This window comes from Streptomyces sp. NPDC004658 (genome assembly GCF_040609555.1).
In the GTDB taxonomy this organism is placed as follows: Bacteria; Actinomycetota; Actinomycetes; order Streptomycetales; family Streptomycetaceae; genus Streptomyces.
This window is the reverse complement of record NZ_JBEXKG010000092.1, coordinates 1-14,255: the sequence shown is the minus strand read 5'-3', so window position 1 is coordinate 14,255 and position 14,255 is coordinate 1. Positions and strand designations below refer to the sequence as shown.

14 protein-coding genes and 2 pseudogenes are annotated in these 14,255 nt (G+C 73.4%); 11 read left to right on the top strand and 5 right to left on the bottom strand.

The genetic code is table 11. The features are described from left to right. Positions 1 to 61 precede the first annotated feature (61 nt). A complete protein-coding gene (locus ABZV94_RS26655) occupies positions 62 to 1,255 on the bottom strand; it encodes an argininosuccinate synthase (RefSeq protein ID WP_356344496.1) in 1,194 nt (397 codons plus the stop codon). 172 nt (positions 1,256 to 1,427) lie between these two features. On the opposite strand from ABZV94_RS26655, the pseudogene ABZV94_RS26650 reads away from it, so the two are divergent. From ABZV94_RS26650 to ABZV94_RS26640, 3 genes and pseudogenes are all read left to right on the top strand, one after another. Further along, positions 1,428 to 1,868 (top strand): annotated as a pseudogene (locus ABZV94_RS26650) (hypothetical protein); the annotation flags it as partial. A 163-nt stretch (positions 1,869 to 2,031) separates the two neighbouring features. Beyond that, positions 2,032 to 2,619 carry a pyridoxamine 5'-phosphate oxidase family protein gene (locus ABZV94_RS26645; RefSeq protein ID WP_356344494.1) on the top strand — a complete coding sequence of 196 codons (588 nt, stop codon included), beginning with the start codon at positions 2,032 to 2,034 and terminating at the stop codon, positions 2,617 to 2,619. A gap of 3 nt (positions 2,620 to 2,622) precedes the next feature. After that, complete coding sequence (locus ABZV94_RS26640; protein ID WP_356344492.1) at positions 2,623 to 3,327, top strand: L,D-transpeptidase family protein; 705 nt, start codon at positions 2,623 to 2,625, stop codon at positions 3,325 to 3,327. Positions 3,328 to 3,348: 21 nt separating this feature from the next. Here ABZV94_RS26640 and ABZV94_RS26635 read toward each other — a convergent pair whose 3' ends face one another. Further along, complete coding sequence (locus ABZV94_RS26635) at positions 3,349 to 4,806, bottom strand: HAMP domain-containing sensor histidine kinase (protein ID WP_356344489.1); 1,458 nt, start codon at positions 4,804 to 4,806, stop codon at positions 3,349 to 3,351. Between the two features lie 35 nt (positions 4,807 to 4,841). Continuing rightward, positions 4,842 to 5,582 carry a response regulator transcription factor gene (locus ABZV94_RS26630; RefSeq protein WP_356344487.1) on the bottom strand — a complete coding sequence of 247 codons (741 nt, stop codon included), beginning with the start codon at positions 5,580 to 5,582 and terminating at the stop codon, positions 4,842 to 4,844. Positions 5,583 to 5,738: 156 nt separating this feature from the next. On the opposite strand from ABZV94_RS26630, the gene ABZV94_RS26625 reads away from it, so the two are divergent. The 8 genes from ABZV94_RS26625 (at position 5,739) to ABZV94_RS26590 (ending at position 13,675) form a co-directional block, all read left to right on the top strand. Continuing rightward, positions 5,739 to 7,100 carry a ferredoxin reductase family protein gene (locus ABZV94_RS26625; RefSeq protein ID WP_356344485.1) on the top strand — a complete coding sequence of 454 codons (1,362 nt, stop codon included), beginning with the start codon at positions 5,739 to 5,741 and terminating at the stop codon, positions 7,098 to 7,100. Positions 7,101 to 7,140: 40 nt separating this feature from the next. Beyond that, the gene (locus ABZV94_RS26620) at positions 7,141 to 7,593 is read left to right on the top strand and encodes an FMN-binding protein (RefSeq protein WP_356344483.1); all 453 of its coding nucleotides are present in this window, start codon (positions 7,141 to 7,143) and stop codon (positions 7,591 to 7,593) included. 59 nt (positions 7,594 to 7,652) lie between these two features. Further along, entirely contained in the window at positions 7,653 to 9,035 is a 1,383-nt protein-coding gene (locus ABZV94_RS26615; protein WP_356344481.1) for a ferredoxin reductase family protein, read from the top strand. Between the two features lie 16 nt (positions 9,036 to 9,051). Beyond that, positions 9,052 to 9,813, top strand: coding sequence for an FMN-binding protein (locus tag ABZV94_RS26610; protein WP_356344478.1), 762 nt, complete (start codon positions 9,052 to 9,054; stop codon positions 9,811 to 9,813). Further along, entirely contained in the window at positions 9,806 to 10,609 is an 804-nt protein-coding gene (locus ABZV94_RS26605; RefSeq protein ID WP_356344476.1) for an FAD:protein FMN transferase, read from the top strand. The genes ABZV94_RS26610 and ABZV94_RS26605 overlap by 8 nt, the downstream gene beginning before the upstream one ends. 118 nt (positions 10,610 to 10,727) lie before the next feature. Then, positions 10,728 to 10,910 carry a hypothetical protein gene (locus tag ABZV94_RS26600; protein WP_356344473.1) on the top strand — a complete coding sequence of 61 codons (183 nt, stop codon included), beginning with the start codon at positions 10,728 to 10,730 and terminating at the stop codon, positions 10,908 to 10,910. A 96-nt stretch (positions 10,911 to 11,006) separates the two neighbouring features. Continuing rightward, on the top strand, positions 11,007 to 12,821 hold the full coding sequence (locus ABZV94_RS26595; RefSeq protein ID WP_356344472.1) for an ABC transporter ATP-binding protein: 1,815 nt from the start codon (positions 11,007 to 11,009) through the stop codon (positions 12,819 to 12,821). Further along, positions 12,818 to 13,675 carry a serine/threonine-protein kinase gene (locus tag ABZV94_RS26590; RefSeq protein ID WP_356344471.1) on the top strand — a complete coding sequence of 286 codons (858 nt, stop codon included), beginning with the start codon at positions 12,818 to 12,820 and terminating at the stop codon, positions 13,673 to 13,675. The genes ABZV94_RS26595 and ABZV94_RS26590 overlap by 4 nt, the downstream gene beginning before the upstream one ends. 69 nt (positions 13,676 to 13,744) lie before the next feature. On the opposite strand, the gene ABZV94_RS26585 is transcribed toward ABZV94_RS26590, so the two are convergent. After that, a complete protein-coding gene (locus ABZV94_RS26585) occupies positions 13,745 to 14,065 on the bottom strand; it encodes a hypothetical protein (protein WP_356344470.1) in 321 nt (106 codons plus the stop codon). Between the two features lie 98 nt (positions 14,066 to 14,163). Further along, a pseudogene (locus ABZV94_RS26580) lies at positions 14,164 to 14,255 on the bottom strand (MaoC family dehydratase); the annotation flags it as partial.

Genomic DNA, 14,255 nt, shown 5'->3' with positions numbered 1-14,255 from the left:
CGAGGAGGCGGCTGTCAGGCTGATGCGTGTGAGGTGGACCCGTGCGTGTGACCGCTCGCGGTCAGACCAGGTCCCGCTTGGCCGCGATCTTCGACGACAGGCTGTAGATGTCGATGAAGCCCTTGGCCGCCGACTGGTCGAACGTGTCGCCCGTGTCGTAGGTGGCCAGGTTGAAGTCGTACAGGGACTCCGTCGAGCGCCGGCCGGTGACGACGGCCCGGCCGCCGTGCAGGGTCATCCGGATGTCGCCGGTGACGTGCTGGTTGGCCTCGTTGATGAAGCCGTCCAGGGCGCGCTTGAGCGGGGAGAACCACTGGCCGTCGTAGACCAGTTCGCCCCAGCGCTGCTCGACCTGCCGCTTGTAGCGGGCCAGTTCGCGCTCGACGGTGACGTTCTCCAGCTCCTGGTGGGCGGTGATCAGGGCGATCGCGCCCGGAGCCTCGTACACCTCGCGGGACTTGATGCCGACGAGGCGGTCCTCGACCATGTCGATCCGGCCGATGCCCTGGGCACCGGCGCGCTCGTTGAGCTGCTGGATGGCCTGCAGGACGGTGACGGGCTTGCCGTCGATGGCGACCGGGACGCCCTCCTTGAAGGAGATGATCACCTCGTCGGCCTCGCGCGGGGTGGCCGGGTTGGAGGTGTACTCGTAGATGTCCTCGATCGGGGCGTTCCAGATGTCCTCCAGGAAGCCCGTCTCGACGGCGCGCCCGAAGACGTTCTGGTCGATGGAGTACGGGGACTTCTTGGTGGTGGCGATCGGGAGCTGCTTCGCCTCGCAGAAGGCGATCGCCTTGTCCCGGGTCATGGCGTAGTCGCGGACCGGGGCGATGCACTTGAGGTCGGGGGCGAGGGCGACGATGCCGGCCTCGAAGCGGACCTGGTCGTTGCCCTTGCCGGTGCAGCCGTGGGCGACGGTGGTGGCGCCGTGCTTCTCGGCGGCGGCGACGAGGTGCTTGACGATCGTCGGCCGGGACAGCGCGGAGACCAGCGGGTAGCGGTCCATGTAGAGGGCGTTGGCCTTGATCGCCGGGAGGCAGTACTCCTCGGCGAACTCGTCCTTGGCGTCCGCGACCTCGGCCTCGACGGCGCCGCACGCGAGGGCGCGCTTGCGGATGACGTCCAGGTCCTCGCCGCCCTGGCCGACGTCGACCGCAACGGCGATGACCTCGGCGCCCGTCTCCTCGGCGATCCAGCCGATGGCGACGGAGGTGTCCAGACCGCCTGAGTAGGCGAGTACGACGCGCTCGGTCACGGGTTTCTCCTCACAGTGCATTCGCTGACATGCATGAGTATGCAGAACTCTGCATGATTCGTCAATCTCCCCGCCGGTTGAACACGCGCAACCGCTTTCTCGTACCTCTCGCCGAACGCAGGCGCCGCGTTCGTCCGACGACGACACTCCCCGACCCGAATGAGGCATTCGCATGTCCAGGGCTCTTCCGAAGTACAACAAGCGTCGCGTTGCGGTCATCGGCGGCGCCGCCGCCGTGGTGCTGTCCGGCGCGGTGATCGCCGGTTCCGCCCTCGCCGGCACCCCCGCCAAGAACGACGGAGCGACCGACGCCCGCACCCTGGCGAGCCCCGGGACGATCACCTGCCCGGACGTCGCCTCGAAGCTGCCCGCGGTCCCCGCGTCCGCGAAGGCCGAGGTCGACCGCAATCTGGCCCTCCTCCAGACCCAGATCAAGGAGGCCGACACCCGGCTGGCCGACACCGTCGGCCAGGGCGGCCCCAACTTCGTCGACAACGCGATCCTGGGCCCCCTGAAGGACAAGCGCGCCTCGACCATCGACCGCATCGCCATCGCCATCGGCCGCACCTCCGCCAAGCCGACGGGACTCGGCTCACTGGCCGCCTGCACTCTCACCAAGTGAGGTGACAGGCAGCCGTGGCCGCCCCGTGGGAAGCGCCGGCCGGGGCGGCCACGGCGTACCCGCCCGGCCCGAGCCGGCGATCCGGAGACCCGGCCGTGGGGCAATCCGGCAATTACTTAGACAGCCGAAGGAGTTGCGCCGATACTCGACAGACATGGGAAAGACCTATGAGCGCATAGACGGCAGGCTGCGCACGTTCATCGAGGAGCAGCCCCTCTTCTTCACCGCGACCGCCCCGCTCTCCGGCGACGGCACGGTCAACCTCTCCCCCAAGGGCCTCAAGGGCTCCTTCGCCGTGCTCGACGACCTCACCGTGGCCTACCTGGACTTCGCCGGGTCCACCGCCGAGACCATCGCGCACCTCAGGGAGAACGGGCGGATCACACTGATGTGGTGCGCCTTCCAGGGCCCGCCGAACATCGTGCGCGTGCACGGCCGGGGCGAGCCCGTCTTCCGGGACGACCCCCGCTTCCCCGAACTGCTCACCCACTTCCCGGACATCGATCCGAGCCTCCACGGCCTGCGCGCGGTCATCGTCGTACGCGCCGAACTGGTCCGGGACAGCTGCGGGTACGCCGTCCCCCACATGGCGTACGAGGAGGACCGCGACCTGCACGGCAGGCGCTTCGCCCGCGAGGACGACGTCTCGCTGAGCGCGTACTTCGAGAAGAAGGAGCACATCGCCACCAGCCTGGACGGCCTACCCGGGCTGCCGTTGCCGCTGCCGCCCTCTACCGTCTGAGTCATGCGCCCCGGTGTGGTCCTCGCCCTCGTCTCCGCCTCCGCCCTCGCCCTGCTCGGCGCCGCGCCCGGCCGCGGCCCGGTGCCGTTGCCCGCGGGGATGGCGGACACGGGCGGGGGCAGCCAGCTGATCGTCGCCCAGGCCCCGGACACCGGGGCCACGGCGGGCACGGTCAGCTGGTGGGACCTGCGGGACGGCGAGTGGGTCCGGGCCGGCTGGGCACCGGCCCGGTTCGGGGCGGGCGGGCTGGTGGACGGCAGCGCCCGCGTGCAGGGCACGAACACGACACCGACCGGGCTGTACGGCCTCCCCTTCGGCTTCGGGATCAAGGCCGCGCCGGCCGGCACCCAGGTCGCGTACCGACCGGTGCGGGAGAGTTCCTGGTGGTGCCAGGACAACGACTCCCGCTCCTACAACCGCTGGGTCGACCCGCTGCCCGCCGACTGCCGCGCCGCAGAGTCCGAGCACCTGATCGACTACGGCACCCAGTACGCGTACGGCCTCGTCATCGCCTTCAACTACGACCGGCCCGTACGCGGACGCGGAGCCGGGATCTTCCTGCACGTCAACGGCCGCGCGGCGACGGCCGGCTGCGTGTCGGTGCCTGAGGACGCCATGCGCCGCATCCTCGCCTGGACCGACCCGTCGGCCGAGCCGCACATCGCGATCGGCACCGAGAAGGGGGCGACGGCGGTGAGCCGTTACTGAAGAGCGTGGTGACGGGGCCCGTCAGGGCACGGCGGGCAAGCACACCGTGAACGTCGTCGCGCCCGGCCGGCTCTCCAGCTCCACGCTTCCCCCGTGTGCCTCCGCCACCGCCGCCACGATCGACAGGCCGAGGCCCGCTCCCCCGCCGGGGGCATCGGCTCTGCGGCGGTGTTCCGCCCGCGTGAAGCGTTCGAAGACGCTGGGCCGGACGTCCTCCGGGACGCCGGGGCCGTCGTCGTGGACGGAGAGGGTGGCCCGTGCGGCGTCCGCCTCCAGGGTGATCGTCACCTCGGTGCCGGCCGGTGTGTGCAGCCGCGCGTTGGCCAGGAGGTTGGCCAGCGCCTGGTGGAGGCGGTGGGTGTCGCCCGGCACCGTGACCGGTTCCTCCGGCAGGTCCAGGGTCCAGCGGTGGGCGGGGCCCGCGGCGCGGGCGTCCGTCACCGCGTCCAGGACCAGGCGGGTCAGGTCCACCGGGTGGCGTTCCAGCGGGCGGCCCGCGTCCAGGCGCGCGAGCAGGAGCAGGTCGTCGACCATCTCGCCCATGCGCGCGGACTCGGCCGTGATGCGGCGCAGGGCCCGGGTCACCTCCGGAGGTACCGGGCCGGGATGCAGGAGGGCCAGTTCGGCGTGGCCGCGGACCGAGGCGACCGGGGTGCGCAGCTCGTGACTGGCGTCGGCGGCGAAGCGGCGCAGCCGCTCCTCCACGGCGTGCCGCTTGGTGAGCGCGTCCTCCACGTGGCCCAGCATGCGGTTGAAGGCCGTGGCCACCTGGCCGACCTCGCCGTGCGGGTCGGTGTCCGGGGCCCGTGGCGGCAGCGCGACCTCGCCGCTGGCCAGCGGGAGTTCGCTGACCCGGGTGGCGGTGGCGGCGACCCGGCTGAGCGGCCGCAGGGACCAGCGGACCCAGCAGGCTCCGGCCACGCCGGTGACGACCAGGGCCAGGCCGAAGACGGCGCCGGCCACCAGCTCCAGCCGGTGGACCGCTGCCTGGACCGGCTCCAGCGGGAGGCCGACGATCAGCACGTCCCCGTCCCGGCCCGGTGAGGCGGCGACCCGGTAGTCGTGCAGGGCGGACAGGGCGACGGTGTGGGGTCTGCCGTCGGCCGGCACGCCGGCCAGCCGGGCGGCGTCCCGCGCGGTCAGGTCCACGTCCAGGTCGGCCGCGGGGTCGCCGGAGCGGATCAGCCCCTTGTGGGTGACCGTGCCGTGCAGCAGGCGGGCGCCGAAGGTGCCGGTGGCCATGCGGCGGGTGTCGCCCTGTTCGTCGCCGTCGTGGTCGTCGTGGCCGCCGGGCAGCCGGCCGCCGTGCTCCAGGCTCTCCGGGAAGCGGGTGCCGACCTGGGCGATCTGCTCGTCCAGACGCCGGGTGAGGAAGCCGTTCAGCTCCACGACGGCGGCCAGGCCGACGGCCGCGCAGCTCACCGCCAGCAGCGTCACCAGCCCGACGGTGAGCCGGGCCCGGAGGGTGCGGGGACGCACAGCAGGGCGACGCACGGCACGGGGACGCGGCGGGGTCACCTGGTCACCGGCTTCAGGACGTAGCCGGCGCCGCGCACGGTGTGGATCATGGGCTCGCGGCCCGCGTCGACCTTCTTGCGCAGGTAGGAGATGTACAGCTCGACGACATGGGCCCGGCCGCCGAAGTCGTAGGACCAGACCCGGTCGAGGATCTGCGCCTTGCTGAGCACGCGGCGCGGGTTGCGCATCAGGAAGCGGAGCAGCTCGAACTCGGTCGGCGAGAGGTCGATCAGCTCGCCGGCCCGGGTCACCTCGCGGGCGTCCTCGTCCATCACCAGGTCCCCGACGACCAGCCGCGGGCCCTCGTCCTGCGTGCGGGCCATGCCGGCGCGGCGCAGCAGGCCGCGCAGCCGGGCGACGACCTCCTCCAGGCTGAAGGGCTTGGTGACGTAGTCGTCGCCGCCCGCGGTGATCCCGGCGATGCGGTCCTCGACCGCGTCCCGTGCCGTCAGGAACAGGACGCACACGTCGGGCTTCACCTCGTGCAGCCGGCGCAGCACCGAGAAGCCGTCGGTGTCCGGGAGCATCACGTCCAGGACGACGGCGTCGGGCAGCAGCTCGCGGGCGGCGGCGAGGGCGGAGGCGCCGTCGCCGGCCGCGCGCACCTCCCAGCGCTCGTAGCGCAGGGCTCCGGTGAGCACCTCCGCGAGGTCGGGGTCGTCGTCGACGACGAGGACGCGCAGCGGGGTGCCGTCGGGGCGGGTCAGTGCGGGGCGGCCGGAGCGGGTGGTGTTCATCGCGCCTTCCAGCATCCCCGGTCCGCGGCGCGCCGGGCGCCCCGGGCACCTCTGAGTTCGCTGTGAGTCCGCCCCGGCGGGGCCTTGCTCAGAGCTGTTTCAGAGGTTCGCCCCGCACAGTGGCCTGGCCGACGGACGAAAGGACGGCGACCTCGCATGACCACCGTGGATGCGCGGCGGGCGGCCCCCGCCCCGCCGCTGCCCGTGACCGCACGGCGCTCCCCCGCCGGGCCCGTGCTGGCCCTGCTGTGGGCGGGGGCGGCGGCCGTACTCGCGCTCTGGTGGGCGGACACCGGGTCCGTGGTCGGGGCGGCGGGGTGGCTGACCGGGGCCGGGCGGATCGCCGGACTGCTGTGCGGGTACGCCTGCGCGGTGCTGGTCGGCCTGATGGCGCGGATGCCGCTGCTGGAGCGGCGGATCGGCTCGGACCGGGTGGCGCGCTGGCACGCGCTGGCCGGCCGGTACACCGTCTGCCTGCTGCTCGCGCACGTCGTGCTGATCCTGGCGGGGTACGCCGCCCAGGACCGGGCCTCCCTCTGGCACGAGGCGGTGACCGTCGTCCTCGACTACCCGGAGATGCTGAAGGCCACCGCCGGCACGGTGATCCTCCTCGCGGTCGGCGTCACCTCGGCGCGGGCCGTGCGCCGCCGGACGAGCCACGAGTTCTGGTACTACGTCCACCTGCTGACGTACGCGGCCGTCTTCCTCGCGTTCGGGCACCAACTGGCCCTCGGGAACGAGTTCAACGGCGAGCCGGCCGCGACCGCCGCCTGGTACTCGCTGTACCTGAGCGTGGCGGCCCTGGTGCTCTGGTTCCGGATCCTCGCCCCGGTACGGCTCAACCTGCGCCACCGCCTGCGGGTGGACTCGGTGCACCAGGAGGCGCCGGGGGTGTACTCCGTCGTCGTCCGGGGCCGGAACCTGGACGAGCTGGGAGCGCGGCCGGGCGAGTTCTTCCGCTGGCGGTTCCTCACCGAGGGCATGCGGCGCACGTCGACGCCCTACTCCCTGTCGGCGCCGCCGCGCCCGGACCTGCTGCGCATCACGGTCAAGGCGCTCGGCGACCACAGTGCGGCCGTGTCCCTGCTGCGCCCCGGCACCCGGGTGTGGGCGGAGGGCCCGTACGGCGCCCTGACCGCCGACCGGGCCGCCGGGCGGCACACCCTGCTGATCGCGGCCGGCGTCGGCGTCACGCCGCTGCGGGCGCTGTTCGAGACGCTGCCCGGCGAGGTCACGCTGCTGTACCGGGCGCGCTCGGCCGAGGACCTGGCGCTGGGCGGCGAGCTGGAGGCGATCGCCCGCTGGCGCGGCGGGCGGGTGCTGTACGCGCTCAACGGGCCGGGCGGGGAGCGACCGGCCCTGACGCCGGAGTCGCTGCGCGCCACCTTCCCGGGCCTCGCCCGCGACCACGACGTCTTCCTGTGCGGGCCGCACGGGTTCGCCCAGGACGTGTACCGGGCGCTGCGGGCGGCCGGGGTGGCGGACCGCTGTATCCACCACGAGTCCTTCGAGCTGTGAGCCGGACAGAGACCCGCGGAGAGACCGAGAAGGGCCCTGCATGCACGCGTTGAACAAGAACCGTCCTCTTCGCCGGATCGTGCTGGCGAGTGCCGCGACCATCTCCGGGATGGTGCTGCTGCTGGCGCTGAAGCCTCACACGGCACCCATGCCGGCGACGGCGAGCAGCAAGTCCCCGGCCGCGTCGAGCAGTTCGGCGCCCGGCTCCGCCTCCGGGACCAGGACGGCCACCGGGGAGACCGCGCAGACCCGCTGGGGGCCGGTCCAGGTACGCGTCACCGTGCAGGACGGCAGACTCACCGACGTCACGGCCGTCGCCTACCCGCAGGACAACCCGCGCGACCAGGAGATCAACAGCTACGCCCTGCCCCAGCTGAGGCGCGAGGCGCTGGCGGCGCAGAGCGCGGAGATCGACACGGTGTCGGGAGCGACGTACACCAGTGACGGTTACCGGCAGTCACTCCAGTCGGCGCTGGACTCGGCGGGGCTCTGAACACTCCCGCCGTGCGGCACGTATCTGTGGGCCAAGGGTCAAGTCCCCACGGAGGAACCGTGACCACCACGCTCGCAGGCGGACGTGCCGCCCGCCGACAGACGATGCGCCGCATCCGCCCGCGCCGCTCCCCGGCCGTCCCGCTGCTGCTCGCCGTCTGGGCGGGCGCGGTGGCCGTGCTGTGGCTCTGGTGGCACAACACCCCCGCCATCGCCGACGACACCGGCCGGATCCTCGGCGCGGGCCGGATCACCGGCCTGCTGGCCGGCTATCTGATGGCGCTGGTCGTGCTCCAGATGGCACGCGTCCCGGCGCTGGAACGGCGGGTCGGCTCCGACCGGGTGGCCCGGTGGCACGCGATGAGCGGCCGGTACACGCTGTGCCTGATCGTCGCCCACGTCTTCCTCACCATGTGGGGATACGCGCGCCAGGCCGGCAAGTCCCTCGGCGACATCGTCCAGCAGACCGTCGACTCCATCAACCAGTTGCCGGACATGGGCAAGGCCGCCCTCGGAACGGGCCTCTTCGTGGTCATCGGGCTGACCTCGGCCGGCCCGGTCCGCCGCCGGCTGCCGTACGACGCCTGGTACCACGTCCACCTGCTGACCTACGCGGCGGTGTTCCTGACGTTCTGGCACCAGATCACCACCGGCAACGACTTCGCGGTGGAACCCACCGCCAAGACCTTCTGGTACGGCCTGTACGGCGCGGTCACCGCGCTGGTGGTCTGGTACCGGATCCTCACCCCGATCCGGCTGAACCTCCGGCACCGCATGTACGTGGAAGCGGTCATCGAGGAGACGCCGGGCATCGTGTCGGTGCTGATCGGCGGGCGCAAGCTGCACCGGATGGGCGCGGAGGCGGGCCAGTTCTTCCGCTGGCGGTTCCTCGCGCCCGGGATGCGGTTCAGCTCGCACCCGTACTCCCTCTCGGCCGCCCCGCGCCCCGGCATGCTGCGGATCACGGTGAAGGCGATCGGCGACCACAGTGCCCGGCTGCGCGAGCTGGCGCCCGGGACGAAGGTGTGGGCGGAGGGACCGTACGGCGCGCTCACCGCGCAGCGCCGCAGCCGGGGCAAGGTGCTGCTGGTCGCGGGCGGGGTGGGCATCACGCCGATGCGGGCGCTGTTCGAGACGCTGCCCGGCGCCGCCGGTGACATCACGCTGCTGTACCGGGCGAACACCACCCAGGACCTGGCGCTGTGGGACGAGCTGGCGGCCATCGCCGAGGAGCGCGGGGCCCGGCTGATGTACGCGGTGAACAGCCCGGAGGGCGAGCGGCCGGACATCTCCGCGGAGAACCTCCAGCGGAAGATCCCGGACATCGACCGGCACGACGTGTTCATGTGCGGTCCGCCCGGGTTCGCGCAGTCGGTGTACGAGGCACTGCGCGAGGCGGGGGTGCCCGCCCGCCGGATCCACCACGAGTCGTTCGAGATGTGAGCGGAGCTGCGAAGCGATGAGGAAGAGCCACCCCGTGCGGCGGGTCGTGCTGGCCACCGCCGCGACCGTGTCCGGTGTCGTGCTGCTGCTGTCGCTGAAGCCGGCGTCGGATCCGGCGGCCGCGTCGGCGGCGGCCCCGGCCCCGCAGGCGACGGCGGCCGGCCAGGAGTCGCCGCAGGGCGCCCCCGGGGCCGGCTCCGGCACGGTGACCGGTGACGCGGCGCAGACGCAGTACGGGGCCGTGCAGGTACGGCTGACCGTCAGCAACGGCAGGATCACCAAGGCGGAGGCGGTCCAGGCGCCCAAGGGCGGCCTCAGCGACCAGAAGACCCAGCTCGCCGTGCCGAAGCTCAACCAGGAAGCCGTGGCGGCCCAGAACGCCGACATCGACGCCGTCTCCGGGGCGACGTACACCAGCGAGGGCTACAAGAAGTCGCTGCAGTCCGCGCTGGACAAGGTGGAACCGGCGTCGCCGGGTTCCTCGGGTTCCTCCGGCACGGCGCAGGCGCGGACCGTCACCGGGAAGGCCGCACAGACCCCGTACGGGCCGGTCCAGGTGCGGATCACGGTCACCGACGGCAAGGTCACCAAGGCGGAGGCGGTCCAGGCGCCCAAGGGCGGCCTCAGCGACCAGAAGACCCGGCTCGCCGTGCCGAAGCTCAACCAGGAAGCGGTGGCGGCGGGGACGGCGGACATCGACGCCGTCTCGGGGGCCACCTACACCAGCACCGGCTACAGGCAATCCCTCCAGTCGGCCCTGGACCAGGCCGGTGGCTGACACGGTGGCCGAGCCGGCGAAGGCACCCGCCGCGGTGCGTCACGCGGAGGAGGTCATGGGGACGGTCTTCTCCTTCGACGTCCGCGGCGGGGATCCGGACGCGGTGCGGGCGGCGCTCGCCGAGGCCGTCGCCGGGCTGCACCGGGCGGACGCCGTCTTCAGCACGTACCGCGAGGACAGCGAGGTGTCGCGGCTGGCCCGGGGTGAGCTGGACCTCGCGCGGTGTGCTCCCGAGGTGGCCGAGGTGCTGGACCTGGCGGCCGAGGCGGAGCGGGTGAGCGACGGCTGGTTCAGCACGCGCTACCGGGGCTCGCTGGACCCCACCGGCATCGTCAAGGGCTGGGCGGCCGAGCGTGCGGCACGGGTGCTGGCGGCGGTGGCCGGGGTGTGCGGGGTGAGCGTCAACGGGGGCGGGGACGTGCAGCTGCTGGGCGCGCCGGAACCGCACCGCTCCTGGCGCGTGGGGGTGGCCGATCCGCTCCGGCCCGGCGGGCTGGCGGCGGTGGTCTCGGCGGCGGGCACCGAGGAGCTGGCCGTGGCCACCTCGGGTACGGCGGAGCGGGGGGCGCACATCGTGGATCCGCGCACCGGTCGGTCCGCGGTGACGGACCTGGTGGCGGTCACGGTGGTGGGGCCGCGTCTGACGTTCGCCGACTGCTGGGCCACGGCCGCGTTCGCGATGGGGTCGCGGGCGGGGCTGGCGTGGCTGGAGTCGCTGCCGGACGTGGAGGCGCTGCTGATCACCGCGGGCGACGAGGTGCGGTGCACCGGGGGCCTGGCGGCACGGCTGGGCTGAGACCGGCTCCGGCACCCCCGGATCCCGTTCACCGTCCGGAATTTCCTCCCCCCGCGACGCCATCCGATTCCCGTCCTGGGACGTATCCCCTGTGAGGCACGTTCCAGGAGGTAACGACATGGCCATCTTCAGCAGCCTGCTGCCCGCGATGCGGGACCGCGACAACGACACGTCCCGCCACGACAGCTCGGGGCACGGGCACCGTCACGGCGACCGCGGCACCGGCCACGGTCACGGCCACGGCCACGGCCACGGCCACCGCAATGACCACGGCGACCGCCACGACCACGGCACGTACTGATCGCGTACTGGTCGCGTACGCAGCTGAGCGGACCGCAGGCGTGAGGGCCCGGTCCGCTCGGCCGGTGCCCGAGGAACGCGACGAGGAACCCGTGCCATGGCGCATGTCCTGCGGCGTCTGCTCTCGACGGGCGAAACCTCCGATGCCGTGGTCCCGGCCGCGCCCCCGGTGCCCCCGCGCGAGGTGTTCCGGCGGTTCTGGCCGTACACCCGCGGTGGCCGGCGCTGGCTCGTGCCCGTCGTCCTGTTCAGCCTGACCGGTCCCGCCGTCGACGCCGCCGAACTGTGGCTCTTCAAGATCCTGGTGGACGACGTGCTGGTCCCCCGCGACCTGCACCCCTTCCTGTGGATCGCGCCGGCCTACCTGGGCCTGGTCCTCTGCTCCGGCGTCCTGGGCTTCGCCGACGACGTGACGTCCACCTGGGTCGGCGAGCGTTTCCTGCTGGCCCTGCGCTCGGACGTGTTCCGGCACGTCCAGGGGCTGTCCCTCGGCTTCTTCGAGCGCCGCAGACTCGGGGACGTGCTGTCCCGGGTCACCGGCGACGTCGACGCGGTGGAGACGTTCCTGCTCTCGGGCGTGGCGGACGCCCTCTACTACGCCGTACGCCTCGCCGTCTTCCTCGGGCTGCTGTTCTACCTGCGCTGGGACCTGACCGCGCTCGCCCTGGTCATCGTGCCCCTGTTCTGGGGTGCCGCCCGGCACTTCTCCCGGCTGCTCAAAGAGGCGTCGCGGGAGCGCAGGCGCCGCAGCGGCTCGCTCAGCGCGATCGCCGAGGAGTCGCTGGGCAATGTGGTCCTGGTGCAGGCGTACAACCGGCAGGGCTGGGAGGAGCACCGGTTCCAGCGGGAGAACCTGGGCCGGTTCCGGGCGGCGATGGCCTCGGCGCGGATCCGAGCCGTGTACGGACCCGTCGTCGAGGTCATCGAGGTGGCCGGCGGCCTCGCGGTGATGGGCCTCGGTACCTGGAAGCTGGCCCAGGGGCAGCTCACGCTCGGCGGACTGCTGGTCTTCCTCGCACTGATCGGCAAGCTGTACGGCCCTGTCCGCGGACTGTCCCACCTCGGCACCACGTTCTACGCGGCCTCCGCCTCGGCGGAACGGATCATCGAGCTGCTCGACCAGCGGCCCCAGGTGACCGAGGCCCCGGACGCCCTGCGGACCGGCCGCGCCCGGGGGGAGGTGGAGTTCGACGGCGTGTGGTTCCGCTATCCGGGCGGCTCCTCCTGGGCGCTGTCGGACGTGTCCTTCCACGTGGCGCCCGGGGAGACGCTGGCGCTGGTCGGGGCCAGCGGGGCGGGCAAGTCGACGATCGCCAAGCTCCAGCTGCGCTTCTACGACCCCGACCGGGGCGCGGTCCGCCTCGACGGGACCGATCTGCGCCGGCTCGGCCTGTCCGACGTGCGGGAGAGCGTCGCGGTGGTGCTCCAGGAGACGCTCGTCTTCCACGGCACCGTCCGGGACAACATCGCCTACGGGCGGCCGGGGGCCACGGACGCGGACATCGTCGCGGCGGCGCGGGCGGCGGACGCGCACCAGTTCATCGAGCTGCTCCCGGAGGGCTACGACACCCTGGTCGGCCAGCGCGGCCGGACCCTGTCCGGCGGACAGTGCCAGCGCCTGGCGATCGCCCGCGCGATGATCCGGGACGCGCCCGTACTGCTGCTGGACGAACCGACGGCCGGGCTCGACGTCCGGTCCGGCCGGCGGATCATGGACCCGCTGCGCCGGCTCATGGCCGGGCGCACGACCGTCGTCATCTCCCACAACCTGCTGACCGTCCGCGACGCCACGCGCATCCTGGTGCTCGACCGCGGCCGGGTCATCGAGCAGGGCACCCACGGCGACCTGCTCGGACACGACGGCGCGTACGCCCGGCTGCACCGGCTGCACACGTCGGCGGTGCGGTCATGAGCGCCCCCGCCGGGACGGACGGCCCGCCCCTGGCCCCCGGCGCGGAACCGGCCCCGGGCTACCGGGTCCTGGCGGGACTCGCGCGCACCGGCTGGCTCGACGTGTACGACGCCTGGAGCGAGGAACGGCACTGCCGGTGCGTGCTCAAGACGGTGCGCGGCGACCGGCGGGGCGAACGGCGGCTGGTGGAGCGGCTGTTGCGCGAGGGGCGGTGGCTGCGGGAGTTCACCCATCCCCATCTGGTCCGCGCCTACGACGTGCGCACCGAGCCGGAGCCGCTCGTCGTCCTGGAGACGCTGACCGGTGAGACGCTGTCCCACCTGCTGCGCCGGCTGCGACGCCGGCCGTCCGCCGCCGACGTGGCGCTCCTCGGGGCGCAGTTGTGCTCCGCCGTCCACTACCTGCACGGCCGGGGTCTGCTGCACCTGGACCTCAAGCCGTCGAACGTGGTGGTGGACCGAGGTCTCGCGAAGGTGCTGGACCTGAGCGTCGCGCGGCCCGCCGGGCCCGCCCCGGCGGGGCTGGGCACCTGCTGCTACCTCGCCCCGGAACAGGCACGGGGCGGGATGCTCACGGCCGCCGCCGACGTGTGGGGCATCGGCGTCACGCTGTACGAGACGGCGTGCGGCGACCTGCCCTTCGCGTGCGGCACAGGACACGGGCCGGGCGACGGCGCCGGTGGCCCGCGGCCGGAGCGCCGGGCGCCGCCGATCGCGTCCCGGCGGCGCCTGCCGGCACCTCTCGCCGCCGCCGTCGACGCCTCGCTGCGCACCGACCCGGTGGCGCGACCCGGCGTCGACGCACTGGCCACCACCCTGGAATCGGCACTGCCCGACCCACCCCCCACCGGCTAACCCACCGCAGGGCACGGGCCGGGCGACGGCACCGGGGGCCGCGGCCGCAGCGCCAGGCGCCGCCGCGGTTCACGTCTCGGGGCTGATGACCTGGCCGTTCCGCAGGTGAGCGGTGGCGAGGACCGTGCCGTCGGGCGACGTCAGACGGGCGGCGGAGTACCGGGCGAGGTCGATGCGGGCCGCCACGCCCCAGCTGCCGCGTCCCTCGCGCACGGGGAAGTCGCCGACGCGGACGGTCCTGCCGTCGGCGCGTTCCAGGAGACAGGTGACCGTTCCGGTGTAGCGGGTGCCGGGGCGGGTGAGGGCCACGGAGACGAAGATCCAGCCGGGGGCGCCGGGATGGGCGTAGACCTCTCCGACGGGCTGCCCGCCGTGCCCGGCCGGGGTCACGTCCCCGACCAGGACCGGCTCGGACTCGACGGCGGGCGGCGGCGAGGCGGTGACCTCCTCGACGGCGGTGCCGGCCGCCCAGCCGGCGGGTGGCTGGGGCCGTCCACGGCGATCTGCACCCCGCCCGGTACGTCCTCCACCGAGGCGAGCTTCGCGACCAGCCGGATGCGGGAGCCGACCTTCACCGGTG